The 16155-nt window shown below is 67.6% G+C and carries 15 protein-coding genes; 9 read left to right on the plus strand and 6 right to left on the minus strand.

Going from position 1 to position 16155, the window contains the following annotated elements:
* Window positions 1-157 precede the first annotated feature (157 nt).
* A complete protein-coding gene (locus tag OG884_RS15185; protein ID WP_326645994.1) occupies window positions 158-1777 on the plus strand; it encodes a helix-turn-helix domain-containing protein in 1620 nt (539 codons plus the stop codon).
* Window positions 1778-1947: 170 nt separating this feature from the next.
* Here OG884_RS15185 and OG884_RS15190 read toward each other — a convergent pair whose 3' ends face one another.
* Both OG884_RS15190 and OG884_RS15195 read right to left on the minus strand, forming a co-directional pair.
* A complete protein-coding gene (locus tag OG884_RS15190; protein WP_326645995.1) occupies window positions 1948-2268 on the minus strand; it encodes a hypothetical protein in 321 nt (106 codons plus the stop codon).
* Window positions 2265-3308, minus strand: a complete 1044-nt coding sequence (locus OG884_RS15195; RefSeq protein WP_326645996.1) for a hypothetical protein — start codon at window positions 3306-3308, stop codon at window positions 2265-2267. Before OG884_RS15195 ends, OG884_RS15190 begins: the two co-directional genes overlap by 4 nt.
* A 145-nt stretch (window positions 3309-3453) precedes the next feature.
* On the opposite strand from OG884_RS15195, the gene OG884_RS15200 reads away from it, so the two are divergent.
* The 4 genes from OG884_RS15200 to OG884_RS15215 all read left to right on the plus strand — a co-directional run bounded on the left by OG884_RS15200 (window position 3454) and on the right by OG884_RS15215 (window position 7223).
* On the plus strand, window positions 3454-3735 hold the full coding sequence (locus OG884_RS15200) for a winged helix-turn-helix domain-containing protein (RefSeq protein WP_326645997.1): 282 nt from the start codon (window positions 3454-3456) through the stop codon (window positions 3733-3735).
* A gap of 261 nt (window positions 3736-3996) precedes the next feature.
* The gene (locus tag OG884_RS15205; protein WP_326645998.1) at window positions 3997-4845 is read left to right on the plus strand and encodes a helix-turn-helix domain-containing protein; all 849 of its coding nucleotides are present in this window, start codon (window positions 3997-3999) and stop codon (window positions 4843-4845) included.
* On the plus strand, window positions 4832-5035 hold the full coding sequence (locus tag OG884_RS15210) for a DUF397 domain-containing protein (RefSeq protein WP_326645999.1): 204 nt from the start codon (window positions 4832-4834) through the stop codon (window positions 5033-5035). The genes OG884_RS15205 and OG884_RS15210 overlap by 14 nt, the downstream gene beginning before the upstream one ends.
* A 286-nt stretch (window positions 5036-5321) precedes the next feature.
* Window positions 5322-7223, plus strand: coding sequence for an ATP-binding protein (locus OG884_RS15215; RefSeq protein ID WP_326646000.1), 1902 nt, complete (start codon window positions 5322-5324; stop codon window positions 7221-7223).
* 85 nt (window positions 7224-7308) lie between these two features.
* On the opposite strand, the gene OG884_RS15220 is transcribed toward OG884_RS15215, so the two are convergent.
* Window positions 7309-8043 (minus strand): ABC transporter ATP-binding protein, encoded by a 735-nt coding sequence (locus tag OG884_RS15220; protein ID WP_326646001.1) that lies wholly within the window; start codon window positions 8041-8043, stop codon window positions 7309-7311.
* 29 nt (window positions 8044-8072) lie between these two features.
* Between OG884_RS15220 and OG884_RS15225 the strand changes: the two genes are divergently transcribed.
* Window positions 8073-9275, plus strand: a complete 1203-nt coding sequence (locus OG884_RS15225) for a sensor histidine kinase (RefSeq protein WP_326639935.1) — start codon at window positions 8073-8075, stop codon at window positions 9273-9275.
* Complete coding sequence (locus OG884_RS15230) at window positions 9272-9904, plus strand: response regulator transcription factor (protein WP_326639933.1); 633 nt, start codon at window positions 9272-9274, stop codon at window positions 9902-9904. Before OG884_RS15225 ends, OG884_RS15230 begins: the two co-directional genes overlap by 4 nt.
* Before the next feature lie 267 nt (window positions 9905-10171).
* On the opposite strand, the gene OG884_RS15235 is transcribed toward OG884_RS15230, so the two are convergent.
* Window positions 10172-12337: a transglycosylase domain-containing protein gene (locus tag OG884_RS15235; protein WP_326646002.1), complete on the minus strand. Its 2166-nt coding sequence runs from the start codon at window positions 12335-12337 to the stop codon at window positions 10172-10174.
* A gap of 185 nt (window positions 12338-12522) precedes the next feature.
* Here OG884_RS15235 and OG884_RS15240 point away from each other — a divergent pair, with 185 nt between their 5' ends.
* Window positions 12523-13410 (plus strand): hypothetical protein, encoded by an 888-nt coding sequence (locus OG884_RS15240; RefSeq protein WP_326646003.1) that lies wholly within the window; start codon window positions 12523-12525, stop codon window positions 13408-13410.
* 363 nt (window positions 13411-13773) lie between these two features.
* Here the strand turns inward: OG884_RS15240 and OG884_RS15245 are convergent, their stop codons facing one another.
* Window positions 13774-14028 carry a GntR family transcriptional regulator gene (locus OG884_RS15245; RefSeq protein ID WP_326646004.1) on the minus strand — a complete coding sequence of 85 codons (255 nt, stop codon included), beginning with the start codon at window positions 14026-14028 and terminating at the stop codon, window positions 13774-13776.
* A 179-nt stretch (window positions 14029-14207) separates the two neighbouring features.
* Between OG884_RS15245 and OG884_RS15250 the strand changes: the two genes are divergently transcribed.
* Window positions 14208-14870 carry an HAD family hydrolase gene (locus tag OG884_RS15250; protein WP_326646005.1) on the plus strand — a complete coding sequence of 221 codons (663 nt, stop codon included), beginning with the start codon at window positions 14208-14210 and terminating at the stop codon, window positions 14868-14870.
* Here OG884_RS15250 and OG884_RS15255 read toward each other — a convergent pair.
* Entirely contained in the window at window positions 14851-16122 is a 1272-nt protein-coding gene (locus OG884_RS15255; RefSeq protein ID WP_326646006.1) for a transcriptional regulator, read from the minus strand. The two genes, OG884_RS15250 and OG884_RS15255, sit on opposite strands and share 20 nt — an antisense overlap.
* Between the last annotated feature and the right edge of the window lie 33 nt (window positions 16123-16155).

Genomic DNA, 16155 nt, shown 5'->3' on the forward strand with positions numbered 1-16155 from the left:
CTGATTCCTGGGGTTTCGGCCGGTCGGCCGGGGGGAGTGCTGTCACCCTAAAATGCCGAACGGCCTAGGGGCTTTGTGTAGTCCTCTATATTTTTGTCCAGTTCGCTGGATACTCGGACAGGTAGGTTACACCCGAGTCACAACGTGCCGGAGTCCTGTGAAAACCAGATATCCCCGCTGGTCATCCACCCTGACCGAGCTCCTCGACGCGGTACGCGACCCCTTCGTGTCGGCGGTCCACGCCCCCGGAGGCCTGGACGTCCCCATCGGCGGCTGCGTCGTTCTCGACCTGTCCGACGGGACGGACCTGCCCGATGATCACGAGCTGGACGGCGCCGTCGTGCTGCTGCTCGGCACCGGCGGGCCGGCGGCGGCCGATGCGGTCGCCGACCTCGCCCGCCACCGGCCCGGGGCGCTCGTCGTGAAACTCGGGGACGTCGATCCGTGGTCGCTGCGCGACGTGCCGGTCCCGGTCCTCGGGGTCACCGACCGGGCGCCGTGGTGGCGCCTGGTCGCCGAGGTCGAACGCTTCGGCCGGGAGTTCGAGGAGCGGTTCCCGCAGGGAGCCGGCCCCGCGCTCGGCGAGCACAACGACCTCTTCGGGCTCGCCAAGGCGCTCGGCATGATGACCGGCACGCTGATCTCCATCGAGGACGTGCAGGGACGGGTGCTCGCCTTCTCGCCCTACAGCGACCAGGCCGACGACATCCGGCGCCGCACCATCCTCGGGCGCGAGCCCCCGGCGGAACACATGGCGGAACTCCAGGCCATGCGGGTCTACGACCGGCTGCGGCGTCCCCGTACCACGGTGACACTGAACGAGAAGATCGGGTTTCGGCGCAGGCTCGGGGTCGGCATGCACGATCCTCGGTCCGGCGAGTACCTGGGCACCGTCTGGGCGCAGGAGACGGACCGGTCCTTCTCCCGGCAGACCGAGGAACACCTGGTCGCGGCATCGGTCTTCGCCGCGCGGCTCGTCGGCCAGAGCCGCCTCATCCACAACATGGGCACCGAGTTCGTGCAGCGCATGCTCGCCCCCAACCCGCAGCGCGACGACGCCGGGTTCGTCCGGCAGCTGAGCCTCGACGCCCCCGAGGAGTTCGCCGTGGTGGCCTTCGAAGCGGTCGGCGACGCCGGCGCGCGCCAGTGGCTCTCCTCCACCGAGGCGGTGACGATGCTGACCGTGCACGCCCACTCCGTCCGCGACGAGTCGATGGTGGCCCCGGTCGGGCTGCGCCTGTACGCCGTCCTCCCCGGCCGGGTCGAGGTGGACCGCTACCTGAACTGGGCCCGGCGCACCCTGACGGCGTTCGAGCGGCACCTGGGGACCACCTTCCGGGCGGCGATCGCCTCGTCCCTGTCGGTGCCGACCGTGGCCGCGGCCCGCGCGGAGGTCGACCGGGTGTGCGAGACCGTCGCGTACACGCCCGACCGGCCGGTGATCAGTCTCGACGGCGAGCTCACGGCGGTGCTGCTCTCCGAGGCGCTCACCACGCTGGGGGTGACGGATCTGCTGAGCGACGAGCGGTTCCGCCGTCTGGTCGAGTACGACCGGAGCCACCACAGCTGTCTCATCGAGACCATCGCCGCCTACCTCGGCACGTTCGGCGATGTGGGCGCCACGGCACGGACACTGCTCGTGCACCCCAACACCATCCGCTACCGGCTGGCACGGCTGGAGCAGGTGGGCGGATACCGGCTCGACGACCCCGACGACCGGGTGGTGCTGGACCTGCAACTCCGGCTGTGGCACCGCGAGGGGCCGGACGGTACCTGACCTTCGCGGGTCGGGTCGGCCACCCAGGGGTCTCTCCTGCCTGGAGGACGCGAGCGGGCCGGACAGCTCCGCCCGCGTCACGTACCGCGCGGGCGCCTCTTCGCCCCTGTGCCGTACGTCGTCAAGGGCACGGCGGCCCGGACCGGGGAAGGGAGGGCCGCCGTGCCTGCTCAGAAGTGGCCGATGCCGGCCGAGGCGGAGGTCGGTGCCCAGCGCTGGAGGAGGGCGGTCATCTCGGCCTCGCGCATCTGGGTCTTCAGGCCCTCGATGGTCCGGTCGCAGAGGAGCAGTGGCTCGGGAGTGGGCCAGGTGGCGATGGCGTGGAAGAGGCGGCTACCGGTGCCGTAGAGGACGGACCAGCCGGGCCAGGTGATCTCCAGCATCGCGGCCTCGGCGCGGGCCTCGTGGTCCCAGGTGTACCGGGGTACGGGGGCGGTGGCCACACCGTCGCGGTGGCGGCCCCGGGGACGGGTGGGCCGTCGCCGGATCATGAGATCACCTGCCCGGTGGCGGTCTCCGTGACGGCAGCCGCCTGAGCGTTGGCCTGTTGGGTGTTGGCCTCCTGGGCGAGGGCCTCCTGCCGGTCGGTCTCGGCCCGCAGCGCCTCCAGACTGTCGCCGTCGACGGTCCGTTCGGCTCCGGCGTGGAACGCGGCCGGGGAGAAGGGCTGCTCCCGGCTGGCCCAGAGCCGTCCGGCGTCGCTGAGGATGAGCCGCCAGCCGGGGATGGTGGTGGGTTCGGGGGTGGTGGACCTACCATCGTTCATTGATTGGACCTCGATCCGATCAAGGGCCCGTCTGTTCGTTGGTAGCGGTGGACGGGCCCGCTTCATGGGGTGGGGAAAGGCGTGGAGGGGTGTGCCGTACCGGCCGGGTGGCCGGTACGGAGGCAGGGTGGGCATCGCCCGGGGTGGAGCGCAGGTCCTCCTGCCGGTGCGGGGGACGCGGCGGCGCCCTCCGCCGGGCCGGGGCGGTCCGGTACGGGTGCCCCTGGACAGGGGCCGGAGAGGGCAGCGCACCCGGCGAAGTGGCGACACCGGCACGGCGGCCGGGGCCTGCTCGGGGCGGCGCGGGACGATCACCGGCGGGGCCGTCTCCACCGAGGCCCGCCCGGCGGAGCGCTGACCGGCCACCGGCGCGACCGTCTCGGCCGAGACCCGCTCGCCGGGCCGCTGTTCGGCCACCGGTGCGGTCGTCTCCACCGGGACCTGCCGGGCGGGCCGCCGGGCGAACTGTTGGGCCGGCACCAGCGGGATCATCTCGGCCGGGACCGCGAGGGCGGGCGGCTCGAAGCAGGGCAGTTCAAAACAAGGCAGCGAGCGGTCCCCGGTCCGGCGAACCCGCAGGCGGGTGTCCATCAGCACGGCGGACGGCTGGGCGTACTCGTGGTCAGCGGGCCGGTCGGGGCAGCCGTGCGCGTAGGGGGCGTGCCCGCAGGCGGCACAGCCCATCGGCATCGGCGCCGCATCGGCGAAACAGCCGCAACCACCGACCGCCTGCCTGTCGAGAACGGGAGCACTAAGGTTGCTCACGGGTCAGGAGTCCCTTCCTGATCAAGGACCCGTCACGGTGTTCCAGCACCGGGCGGGTCCGCTTTATGAGCCTTGAGGCGGATTCCGAGCCCCCGCAGCTCTTCTCTATATGTGCTCGTCCATGCTCGTACTCGCATGAGTGCCTATGAGCATGACCGTCTACCGTCTCCTCATGATCGAGTTCGAGCGCGATCGGCCGATATGGATCCAGGTCGCGGAGACCTTCACCGAGAGGATCGAACGCGGCCAGTACCTGCCGCGCCATCTGATCCCCTCCGAGGTGCAGATGGTGCAGGAGTTCGGCATCGCCCGAGGTACGGCCAGGAAGGTGGTCGCCTACCTCCGGGAACAGGGGGTGGTCTACACCGTCCCGCAGATCGGATCGTTCGTCAGCCCGGCGAGGACACCCGCTGACGAGAAGGACTGAGTCCACCGTCGCGACTTTCTTGGACAAGAGGAACCGTTGCACGGATCGGCCTGCAAGTGTCATGGCGCCCTCACCTTGAGTTAACGAACCAGACCGCAGACAACCAACGATGGCTGCGGCACCAGTCGGACACCCTTGCCATATCGTCACTCTTAGTAGCTGACCGACTCCTTACAGTGTGGCGTGCAACTTACATGATCACAAGTACCTTGTATAAATTTGCTCGGCGCACGATGACGTTGATCAGGCATGCTTGTCGGCATGGCTTCTGCGAGTCCCACCGTTCGACACCGCCGCCTTGGCCGTGAGCTGCGAAGACTTCGAGAGAAGGCAAATCTCACGCTGGAAGAGGTGGCCACACCGCTTCGCTGGTCCACGGCCAAGCTAAGCCGCATCGAGAACGCCCGGACCATGCCCAGCGGCACGGACGTTGCCGACCTCTGTGATCTGTACGCCGTTGACCCGCCAACGAAGGCCGGGCTGATCCAACTCGGTCAGGATGCCGGTCAACGTGGTTGGTGGACCGCTTACAGCGATGTGTTCGCCGGCGCCTACGTCGGCCTGGAATCCGAGGCGACGACCATCCGCAGCTGGGAACCGCTGTTGGTACCGGGCCTTCTGCAGAACGAGGACTACGCACGTGAACTTATCCGCACGTCTCGCCCGGGACTGGCCGCCACAGAGCTGAAGCGGTATGTGGCAGCTCGGATGGCACGCAAAATCAGCCTTCTCAGCTCACAAGCGCCCGCGCTGCACGTACTCATGGACGAATGCGCTCTGCGCCGCCCTGTCGGCTCGCCCGGCATCATGGCCCACCAACTCGGAGACATCCTTCAGGTCATGGACTGGCCCAACATCACCGTTCAGGTTCTTCCGCTTCGGATCGGTGCGCACTGTGGCTTGGAGGGCGCTTTCTCCCTACTGGCGTTCGATGCCGAAGATCCAGAAGTGGGCTACACCGGCTGCCCCGGCGGAGACGTCTATGTAGAGGCGACGGATCAGGTGGAGAACCTTAAACTGACATTCGAACGTCTTGCTGGTGTGTGCTTGTCCCCCGAGGAGTCTGCGGCGTTCATTGCTGCGGTAAGGAGTGACCATGCCCCCCTCTGACCTGAATGGCGCCGCATGGCATAAAAGCAGCTACAGCGGCGGAAGCAGCGACAACTGCGTGGAAGTAGCCACGAACCTGCCCGGCTTCGTCGCCGTACGCGACAGCAAGGACCCGTCCGGCCCGATGCTGACCTTCTCCCCCACGGCCTGGACCGACTTCTTGACGGGCATCCGCAGCGGAGAAATCTGACCCGACCACGAACGCCGCACGGCCGAAACCAACCGAAAAGCCACCAGGCCGTGCGGCAACCTACGCCGGCATCCAAGGAACCTCGCCAGCAAGATTCCGGCATACCAAATACAGGGTATTCAAACAGCCGAAAATCATCATCGACGACCCAACCTCGTAGCCCTTCATTCGGCTCTCTGTTGCGCCACATACAGTGATCGGCAATGATGCCCATGTGCACATCCCAGTTGAAGTCAAGCCAGACTTTATTGAGCGCGTAGCCCGGCGAGGTGACCCGGTTGGGGCCGTGGAAGAGCTCATCTGGAATTGCCTGGATGCTGACGCCAAAGAGGTTTCCGCAGAGATCGAACTGAACGATCTAGACGGTGTCGATTCGGTTTCGATCACAGATACTGGTCACGGAATTCCTGCTGATTCGGTACACCCAGCCTTCAGCGGAATGGGTGGATCGTGGAAGAAAAAGGCCAAAGGGACAAATAACCTCGGACGACAGCTGCACGGCAGACACGGCTACGGCCGGTTCCGAGTTCTCGCTCTTGGCTCGTCCGCCAACTGGGTAACGGTCGCAGACGGGCCGACCGCTCGCACGCGCACCACCGTACGATTCGCAGACGGAGCCAGCGTCTTCGACCTGGAGGACAGCCGGCCCACCGAGGAAGAAACCGGGACGACTGTCCGTGTTGTTGGGGATGCCCCCAAGAAGAACCGGCTTCTCCTGGACCGCGTCAGGTTTGAGCTCACAAGCCGCTTTGCTGTCTACCTCGGCAAGTACCCAGACGTAAAGATTTCCTGGCGAGGACGACAGCTCGATCCGTCTGAGGTCATCCGCCGCCAGGATGAATACGCGCTTACCCTGGATAATGCTGATGCGGAGATCTCGACAGACGAGATGAGCGCCGGGCCGGTGCTGCGTATCGTGGAGTGGTCCACCAAGCCGCAAAAGCGAGAGCTCTTGATCTGCGACGATCAGGGTGTTCACCGCCTGACACTTTCGGCAGGAATTCAGGCACCTGACTTTAATTTCACCGCATACATCTTATGGCATCGCCTCCGTAACCTATCTGAACACGATTCCCTTGACGGCGAGTTTGAGATAGACGATACACCGCTTGGGCGAGTTGCGAAGGCAGCGCGTGACCAAATGCGATTACATTTTCGTATGCGAGAAAGCGAGCGAACGAAAGAGCAGGTCGAACTCTGGATACAAGAGGGCGTGTATCCTTACAAGGGTTCACCGGAGTCGGATGTTGAAGTTGCCGAGCGAGCCACATTCGATGATGTCGCAGTGTTTCTGAGCCGTCATTTCAAGGGTGGGAAGCAAGCTCGACGCACACAGTTGGTCCTGCTCAGTGAAGCGCTTCGCAGGCAACCCACTTCCATATCCAAGGTGCTCGAAGACCTGTTCGGCCTTTCGGTGGCACAGAAGGAAGAGATCGAAAGGTTGGTAGGTCGAGCCAGCCTGGGGAACATCGTCGCGGCCAACGCGCAAGCCGTTGATCGAGTCGACTTTCTGACGTTGCTGCGCAACCTGATCTATGGGCCAGAGGCGAAGTGGGAGCTACGCGAGCGGACCCAACTCCATCGGATGTTGGAAAAAGAGCTGTGGGTTTTTGGTGATGAGTTCTCCAGTGCTGTTTCGGAAACGGGACTCACCGAAGCCCTGGAGCGGCACCTGGCGATTCTTGAAGGGACAGCCCCGCGCCGAGGCTCCAGGCGACCGGTTCGTCGTGCCGATGGAAGATCGGGACGCCTGGACCTCATGCTGTCCGGAGTTACCGGTGCGGACCAGAACAAGCGCCATCTCATTGTGGAACTGAAGCGGCCAAGCCTTACCCTCACCGAAAAAGAGCTCGCCCAGCTACGCAGTTATGCTTTTGCGGTGGTGTCCGATGATCGATACAAACACGACGAGAAGACTCGGTGGGACTTCTGGTTGATCGGCAACACCATTGATCCAGCCCTGGACTGGCAGATCAAGGGGCTCCGGCTTCCCCCCAACTGCGTCCAGGACGATGGCCGGGTTGGCCTGTGGGTCTTCCGCTGGGGTCAGATCCTGGATATGTGCGAGGAGCGTGTGCGCAAAACTCAGGAACGCCTCAACTACGCATCAAGCAGAGCGCTGGCCGCGGAGTACGCGGAACGTGTGCATGCCGACGCCGATGTGGTCTCACTCCTGCCTCCGGCGTAGCCGGGCCGGCGGGTGGCTCGATTGACGGACAGGCGTCCAGGGGAACCGGCACGGTCCGTGTGCGCCTGCCGATAATGCCATCCGCTCAGCCGAGGTGGGCGGCGGCTCCTGCGGTGAGGTTGCCGTCGGTCATGGTCAGCACGCTGTCCACCATGGTGAGCGTGGCCAGGTCGTGGGTGACCATGACGGTGGCCACGCCGTTCTGCTTGGTCAGGCCGGCCAGCAGAGAGACGATCTGCTCGCCGCGCCGGTGGTCGAGGGCACTGGTGGGCTCGTCGACCAGTAGTACCTCGGGTTCGTTCATCAGCGCGCGGGCGATGTTCGCCCGCTGCCGCTCGCCGCCGGAGAGCTGGTGCGGCCTCTTGTCCTGCTTGCCCGCCAGGTCTACGGCTGTCAGCAGTTCGCGCGCCCGCTTGGTGGCCTGCCGTGTCGAGCGGGCGACCAGGTCGGCCATGACCAGGAGCTGGTCCAGGACGGTGAGCGAGGCCAGCAGGTTGGGCTGCTGGAAAACGATGCCGATGTGGTCGCGCCGGATGCGAGTCCGGTCGGCCGGGCTCGCGCCGGACACGTCGTACCCGGCCACGGTCACGGTGCCGGACTCGGGGGTGAGGAGGGTGGCGGCGACGGGAACGACGGTGGTGGCCGCCGACAGGACGAACGGGACGGTGCCCTCGGCCAGCGAGCCGAGCCCGGCGCTGAGGTCGATCTGGACGCCTTCCAGACTCCAGGAACGGGTGTTTCCGGCACATCGTGAAAACGGGCGGCGCGGGCGCCTTCTTTTGGTCGGCTGGAAATCAACCTTTTGAAGGATGCATCCCATCGAACCCCCTCACCTACTCTGGGGGAGAAATGATGGACTTCCCGTTCCCGCCGACGCTCAAGCTGCTCAGGTGGGCCATTCACGGCACCTTCGCGGTCCTGCTGGCGATCGCCGTCGCCGGGGCCGCACACGAGGGCCACGCCGCCGTCGCGACCTGCGGTGTCCTGCTCGGCGTGCTGTACGCGGCAGGAATCGTCATCGAAGGACGGCTCCCGCGCTTCGGCGGCCCCGCGCATCTGCTGCTGGGACGCATCTGGCTGCTGATCGTCACGCTCGGCTGGGCCGCGCTGGCCCTGAACTCACCGCTTTTCGTATGGCTGGCCTTCCCGCTCTTCTTCGCCTACCTGCACGTGCTGCCCCTGATGGTCGCGCTGCCCGGCGTCGCGGCGCTCAGCGTCGCGGCGATCGCCACAGCCGGCCGGCATACGGGCGGGGTGAGCGCGCCCCAGGTGATCGGGCCGTCCATCGGCGCGGCGGTGGCCACGCTCATGGGACTGGTCTACAAGGCGCTCTACAGCGAGAGCGAGCAGCGCCGCCTGCTGATCGACGACCTGGTCCGCACCAGAGGCATGCTCATGCAGGCGGAGGCCGACACGGCCCGCCTGGCCGAGCGGGAACGCCTGGCCAGGGAGATCCACGACACCCTCGCCCAGGGCATGTCCAGCATCATCCTGCTGCTGCGCGCAGCCCGCCGCGATCTTGCCACCCGGCCCGGGGACGCCGAGCAGCGGATCGCCGAGGCCGAGCACGCCGCCCAGGACAACCTGGAGGAGGCACGCAACTTCGTCCGTGCCCTGGCACCCCCCGCGCTGCAGCACTCCTCGCTGACCGCCGCTCTGCGCAGGATCAGCGCCTCAGCCGCCGCGGGCACCCCCACCCGGGTCGGGTTCGAGATGTCGGGCACGCCGGTGCCGCTGTCCGCCGACTACGACCTGGCGCTGCTGCGCATCGCCCAGGGGGCGCTGGGCAACGTCAGCCGCCACGCGCAGGCCGCGCATGCCACCGTGACGCTCACCTACCTGGACGACATGATCGTGCTGGACATCGTCGACGACGGCTGCGGCTTCGTCCCGGCGCAGGCCCCCGCCGAGACCGCGAGCACCGGCTACGGTCTGCGCACCATGCACGACCGGGCAAGGGCGTTGGGCGGCAGCCTCACCATCGAGTCCGCCCCGGGAGAGGGCACCGCGGTCGCCGCCACACTGCCGCTGCCCGAAGGGGCGGCCCGGTGACAGCGCCGATCAGGATCCTGCTGGTGGACGATCACCCCGTAGTGCGCTCGGGCATCCGTGCCATGCTCGCCGGACAGCCCGACTTCGAGCTGGTCGGGGAGGCGGCCACGGGCGAGGACGGCGTGGAGGCGGCACGTGCCCTCGCACCCGACGTCGTCTTGATGGACCTTCAGTTCGGGACGGGCATCCACGGCAGCGAGGCGACCCGGCGAATCGTCGCGCTCGGCGGTCCCCGCGTCCTGGTGCTCACCACCTTCGACACCGACGCCGACATCGTGGCGGCCGTCGAGGCGGGCGCCACCGGCTACCTGCTCAAGGACGCCCCCTCCGACGACCTGCACGCCGCGATCCGCTCGTCCGCCACGGGCACCAGCGCGCTGGCCCCCAGCGTCGCCTCGCGGCTGCTGGGCCGGGTCCGCACCCCGGCCACCACGCTCAGCCCAAGAGAACTGGAGGTGCTCGGCCACGTCGCGGCCGGCCTGTCCAACCGGCAGATCGGCAAGCAGATGTTCCTGAGCGAGACCACTGTCAAGACCCACCTCGTGCACATCTACGCCAAGCTCGGCGTCGACTCCCGCACCTCGGCGGTGGCCGCCGCCACCAGAAAGGGGCTCATCCGCCCGGCGTGATCTCACCGTCCCACGCCGCTTGGCCGACGGCGCCGGCACTGATCGACGCCATCCAGAAGGCCCTGGCCGCGGCGCCTCCGGGACTCGCCTCCGGGACTCGCCTCCGGCCGCCGCTGAGGCGTGTCTCGCGGGTCTTACCTCAGCCGGGATCGGTCAGGGTCTGCCCCGGTACGTCAACGACGGACACTGCGCCCTCGATCCCGAGACTCCCGCCTGAGGCCCTTGCCGGGCGATCCCCGGTAAAGCGGCGCGCATCCCTGTGCCGCGTCAGTAGTCCTGGCCAGGGAGGACGTTCACGTCCTCGCTGTTGCCGGGGCCGTCGTCGTTCGACGGGGGCGGCGCGGGCCGGCAGCTCTGGCCGCAGCCGCCGAACCGGGCCGAGTTGATCGGGGTGAACGACGTCGGCTCGACGTTCCGCAGCGCCGCCAGCATCGTGTCCTTCCAGATCGGGCCCGGGATGCTGGCGCCGAAGACCGAGCCGTAGTAGCGTCCGCCGATCGTGACGCCGTTCAGCTTGTACTTCTGCGCGCCGCGCGGGTCGCCGATGCTGACCGCGCCGGCCAGGTCCGGGGTGAACCCGGCGAACCAGGCGGTGGCGGAGCTGTCGGTGGTGCCGGTCTTGCCCGCCGCGTCGCGGCCGATGCCGCCGACGGCACGCATCGTGCCCTTGGTGAACACCCCGGACAGCACGTCCGCCGCCGCGTCGGCCACCTCGGGGTCGAGCGCCTGGCGGCACTTGGGCTCATACTCGGTGACCTTGCCGTCGCGGTCGGTGATCTGGGTGATCACCATCGGCGCGCAGTACTTGCCGCGCGCGCCGATCGTGGCGTACGCGTTCGCCACGGTCACCGGGTCCATCTCGTTGGTGCCGAGCGTGAACGTCTCGTACTCCTGGAGCGCGAGCCCGTCGGAGCGGTGGATACCCAGCGACTTGGCGGTCTTGACCGTGTCACAGAGCCCGACGCGCTGCTCCAGCACCATGAAGAAGGTGTTCACCGAACCCCAGGTGCCGGTCTGCAGGGTTCGCCAGCCGGGGCTGCCCTCGTCGTTGGTCACGGTGTGGGTCGGGTCACCGATGTTCTCGCCCTTGCAGTTCTTGAACGCGGAATAGCCCGGGGCGAGGTAACCGGCGCCGACGGTGAAGCCGTCGTTGACCTTCATGCCCTTGTTCAGCGCGGTGAGCAGCGTGAACGTCTTGAAGGTCGAGCCGGCCTGGAAGCCGACGCCACCGCCGTGCGCGGCGTCCGCGACGACGTTGTAGGACATCTCGTTCCTGGCCTTGTTCTGGCCGTACGCCCGGCTGGCCGCCATGGCCTTGATCGCCCCGGTGCCCGGCTGGACCAGGGCCTCGGCCGCCACCGGGTTGTCGGTGGGGTTGACCCACTTCCTGATCGCCCGGTCCGCCGCCGCCTGCATGGTCGGGTCGATGGTGGTCCTGATCGTCAGACCGCCACGGTTGAGGAACGCCACGCGTGCCTTGGCCGTCTTCCCGAAGTCAGGATTTTTCAGGATCTCGTTGCGGACGTAGACGCAGAAGTACGGATAGTCGCCGGCCTCGCAGCCACCGGGTAGCTTCGTACCCTTGTAGCCGAGCCTGGTGGCCTTCGCCTCAGCCGCCTCGGCAGTGGTGATCTTGCCCAGCTCGGCCATCCGGTTCAGCACCACGTTGCGCCGGTTCAGCAGCCGCTCACGCTGCTTCGCCCCCAGGTTGGGGTCGGTGGCGTTGGGGTCCTGCACGGCACCGGCCAGTGTCGCCGCCTGCGGCAGGGTGAGCTCGGCCGCCGTGACGCCGAAGAACCGCTTGGCCGCCGCCTCGACCCCATAGGCACCCGCGCCGAAGTAGGCGATGTTCAGGTACTTCTCCAGGATCTCGTCCTTGGAGTACTTCTGCTCCACCGCCATCGCATGGCGCAGCTCATTGAGCTTGCGCGCGTAGCTGGCCTCCAGCGCCTTGTCCTTCTCCGCGTCGGTCTCGGCGGAGTTGAGCAGCACCTGCTTGACGTACTGCTGGGTGATGCTGGAGCCGCCCTGGCTCACCCCGTCCGCCTGGAGGTTCTTGGCGAACGCGCGGATCGTGCCCTCGATGTCGATCGCACCGTGCTCGTAGAACCGGTAGTCCTCGATCGAGACGATCGCGGTCTTCATGACCTCGGCCACCTGGTCGAGCTTGACGACCTCGCGGTACTCCTCGTAGAACCGTGCGATCTCCCTGCCCCTGGCGTCCTGCACGACGGTGACCTCCGCCGGCGGAGGCTCGACGAGCTCCTCGGGGTTGAGGTTCAGCTGGTTGGTCGCCGACACGATGCCGAGCCCCGCACCCCCCACGGCCGGTAGTGCGATCCCCGCGACCAGCACACCCGCCGCCGTCCCCACGGCGGCAAGACGCATGATCTTCGACGCGGTCCCCGACTGATCCTTACCCCGTTCCGACATAAGCGTAGATTCTAAGCTTTAACCCTGTTCTGTGCACATAAAGCGCTTTCTGCCACATAGCGCACAGCGCCGGTTATCTCCGGAGAGCTCTGGATCACCCGTGAACAGACAGCCTAATGGACCCCGCCGAGGCCGTGGACGAGGAGCGCAAGCCGGCTGCAAGCGGGCTGCACACAATGGCTGGCATGAAAGCCTCCCTCACCGGACGCCTCAGTGTGCCCCTCCGGCTTGCCGCCGGCGCGACCCTCGTGTTCCTGACCATCACCGGATGCGGTGCCGGCGTTGACACGCTCCGGAACGATCAGCCCGTTCCGGAGCGCGTGACCAGCACGGCGACCGCCGAGACCACCCAACCCACGGAGAACAGCGAGCCGGCCGAGACCAAGACCGAGACGGGCGCCCCGGCCCAGGCCCAGACGGCTGTGCAGCCGGGTGGGACCCTCGTCGACGGCGGCACCGTCGCGGCCGAGCTCACCCGCGCCGGGCAGCGGGACAAGTTCACCCTGGACCTGGGCGACAGCAGGGAGTTCTACGTCACCGACATGACCGGCGACGACATCCAGCTCCAGGTGTTCTCCGAGGTCGACGGCCAGCCGGTCAGCCCGTCCGGCATCGCTCTCAGCTGGGGCACGTCGGTCGTCAAGCTGACCAAGGCGGGCAGGCACCGGCTGGAGGTCTTCGGGAACACGAACGTCATCGGGCCGTACAGTCTCAGGATCGCGACGGTGAAGGTCCGCACCTTCCCGGCGACGATCGGCCTGCAGATCGGCGGGGGCAGCCCGGACGGCGCGGGGCGGCTGGACGTCCCAGGACGCATCGACCGCTTCGAGTTCGACGCGGACGGCGCGTCGGCCATCAAGATCCTCGGTGGGACCGGGGCGTGCACGGCCATCGAGCTGGAGCTCACAGATGCCGCGGAGAAGAACGTCGCCGATCCACGGCAACCCGTCCCACTCTGCGGATACGAGTTCGACATCCCGCTCTCCAACGGAGACGGCAGGTATGCGCTCGTGGTCAGATCGGGTACGGCGAAGACCGGGGCCTACTCGTTCCAGATCGCGCGGGCGGGTTGAGCATCGACCGGGCGTCTGTGCCGGTCCTGCATCACACGCCCATTCCGGAAGACGCCAAGAACACCTGAGATGCCCCAACAGTCCCGGGTACGGCACGCCCCCCGTACCCTCGACTCACCCCGCGCCGTCTTCGTGGCCCTCGTCACCGACCGTGGACGACGTCTCGAAGCCGTCCATCGTGAGTCCGGAGCGGCTGGACATCGGGTGATGGTCCGGCAGACGTGCCCAACCGGTCTCCTCGTAGCAGCTTCCGTTGAGTTACGGTCCTTACATATCCGCGGGCAGGCGAGGGGCCTGTACAGCCGCACGATCGGGCCTTCAGGCGCTCCCCAGGCACTGACCCGATCGTGCGGCACCCGCCGGTCAGTCGGCCGTCGGGGCGTCGTCTCGCTTGACGACGAACGTGCCACGGCCCATCACAGTGACCAACAGGCCCTGCTCGTTGAGCAGCCGGATGGTGCCGCGGACGGTGCTCCTTGAGACGCCGAACTCCTCGTACAGTGCGGCCTCGGACGGGATGGCGCGGCGCGGCTCGTAGGTGCCGGCCTCGATCCTCGTGGTGATCACGGCCGCGATCTGCCGGTAGAGCGGCTCGGACCCCAGAAGATCAATACTCACGGTCCGCCCCTAAGCGTGCCGGAACGGTTCTCACCGAGCTAGAGCAGGTAGTGACAGGCTGGCATAGCCTCTAGATCAAGCGCGGCGGCGAACTCTTCCCAGGCGTACGCCGCCGCGCCAGGTAGCGGGCACACGGGGCGGGCTGGCTGGCGCATCTGGAGCCCCAATAGGCTCCCGGCATGATTCGAGCTGTGATCTTTGACGTCGGCGAGTGCCTCGTGGACGAGAGCCGCGAGTACGGCACCTGGGCAGACTGGCTCGGGGTCCCCCGCCACACCTTCAGCGCCGTCTTCGGCGCGACCATCGCCCGCGGGCTCGACTACCGCGAGGCGTTCCAGGTATTCCGGCCAGGCTTCGACCTTTACGAGGAGCGCGAGAAGCGCGCCGCTGCCGGACGGCCTGAGACCTTCGGCGAAGAGGACCTGTACCCAGATGTCCGACCAGCTCTCGCGGCCCTGCGTGCTGATGGACTCTGGCTCGGGATCGCGGGCAATCAGACCGTCCGTGCGGGCCGGATCCTCCGCCAGTTGTTCACGGCCGACGTGGACCTGATCGGCACCTCCGACGACTGGGGTGCCTCCAAGCCGGATCCGGAGTTCTTCAAGCGGGTCGCCGAGGTCGTCCCTTTCGAGGCGGGGGAGATCCTGTACGTCGGCGACCGCCTGGACAACGACATCCTTCCGGCGACCGCGGCCGGGATGCACACCGCGCTGATCCGGCGCGGCCCGTGGGGGGTGATCCAGCAGGCCGACCCGGACGCCGACCGCGCGCCCTCGCTACGTATCGACTCCCTGACCGAGCTGCCGGACAAGGTGCGCGCGTTCAACGTTGCAGCGCGATGAGGGTCGTACGCCATTCGTACAGCCGATCATCCAGCTGCGTGACGCACTCGCGGTCGCCCCACTTCTCAAGGGCTCGCCGTACTTCGCGGATCCGATCCATACCCGTCGCGTACCAGGTGATCGACAGCTGATCGAGAGCCTCGACGGCGCGAGCACAGGCGGCCTCAGGATCCCCTTCGGCCGCGGCGACCGCGGCCAGGTCCCCGAGCACGACGGTGCGCTGCTTCCTGTGCTCTTCGGGAAGGTTCTCCAGGACCTGAAGAAGCGTCTGCCTGGCCTGGGGTAGATGGCCGGCCTTGAGCTGGGTGTTGCCCTTGAAGGAGGCCAGCCGGACCGGTGAGAACCAGTCGAACCACTCTGGCAGCGGGGTCTCGTCACCTCCGGCCAAGGTGTCCTCCGCCTGGCCGATGACACGCAGCGCCTCCCGGTGCTTGCCGCATCGCGTCTCGCACTCAGCTTCCACCGCGTACAGCCACGTGGTGAACGAAGCAGGTACGGAGTCCGCACGGCGCGCGTAGGCCCGCGCAGCACGAAGACGCTCGGCCGCACCATCTCTGTCCCCCGCCCACCCGGGCACGAACGCCGAGTGCCCCAAGATGGCGGCCCCGAGCAGCTGGTCATCAGCAGCACCTGCCGCCTGCAGGGCCTCGACGAACTTGGCATCGGCCTCGACCGGCTGCCGCAAGTCGAAGAACTCGATGCGACCCACCAGCAGCAGCGATTCGGCCAGAGCCGCCGCGAGTGCCCGGCGGGGCATGCCGCCCACCTCGCTCAAGAGCTGAGCTCCGAAGCGTGCGTGCTCCGCCGCGGCGGAGCGGATCAGAGGCGGCTGGACGCGCCAGTACAGCCGCCGGTGCGCCCTGGTCACAGCCGCGTAGTCCACCGCTAGTGCCGCAGGCTGCGTCGTGGTCGTCGGGGCTGGCGGCGGCAGCGGCAGCACGATGGGGTGAGCTGCCGCTCCGGACCGGACTGGCGCGGCCTGGCGCTCGGACTGGCCGCCCCAAGGCGGGGTGAACCCGAGTTGCTCGACCGACATCCCCAGCGTGTGCTCCAGCAGACGCTGATGGACGGCGTGGGGCCATGGCGGGGTGGCGCTCTCCCAGCGCCGCACCTGCCGGATGCTCACCTCCGCATCGGCCTCGCCGAGTTCGACTCCGGCGCGAGCGAGGGCGTCGGCCAGGGCCTGCTGCGAGGCGTACCCGGCGTGCTGGCGAGCTGCCTTGAGCTTGACGTTGCCTGATTCTCGGGGCACGGCGGCCTCCACAGTTGAACCATTGAAGGACTT

It is taken from the genome of Streptosporangium sp. NBC_01755 (genome assembly GCF_035917995.1).
Lineage (GTDB): Bacteria > Actinomycetota > Actinomycetes > Streptosporangiales > Streptosporangiaceae > Streptosporangium.

Coding starts and splice junctions, on each gene's coding strand:
- OG884_RS15220 (WP_326646001.1), bottom strand. CDS start 8,043: ATGGGATGCATCCTTCAAAAGGTTGATTTCCAGCCGACCAAAAGAAGG.
- OG884_RS15210 (WP_326645999.1), top strand. CDS start 4,832: ATGCCCCCCTCTGACCTGAATGGCGCCGCATGGCATAAAAGCAGCTAC.
- OG884_RS15225 (WP_326639935.1), top strand. CDS start 8,073: ATGATGGACTTCCCGTTCCCGCCGACGCTCAAGCTGCTCAGGTGGGCC.
- OG884_RS15235 (WP_326646002.1), bottom strand. CDS start 12,337: ATGTCGGAACGGGGTAAGGATCAGTCGGGGACCGCGTCGAAGATCATG.
- OG884_RS15190 (WP_326645995.1), bottom strand. CDS start 2,268: ATGATCCGGCGACGGCCCACCCGTCCCCGGGGCCGCCACCGCGACGGT.
- OG884_RS15200 (WP_326645997.1), top strand. CDS start 3,454: ATGAGCATGACCGTCTACCGTCTCCTCATGATCGAGTTCGAGCGCGAT.
- OG884_RS15250 (WP_326646005.1), top strand. CDS start 14,208: ATGATTCGAGCTGTGATCTTTGACGTCGGCGAGTGCCTCGTGGACGAG.
- OG884_RS15205 (WP_326645998.1), top strand. CDS start 3,997: ATGGCTTCTGCGAGTCCCACCGTTCGACACCGCCGCCTTGGCCGTGAG.
- OG884_RS15240 (WP_326646003.1), top strand. CDS start 12,523: ATGAAAGCCTCCCTCACCGGACGCCTCAGTGTGCCCCTCCGGCTTGCC.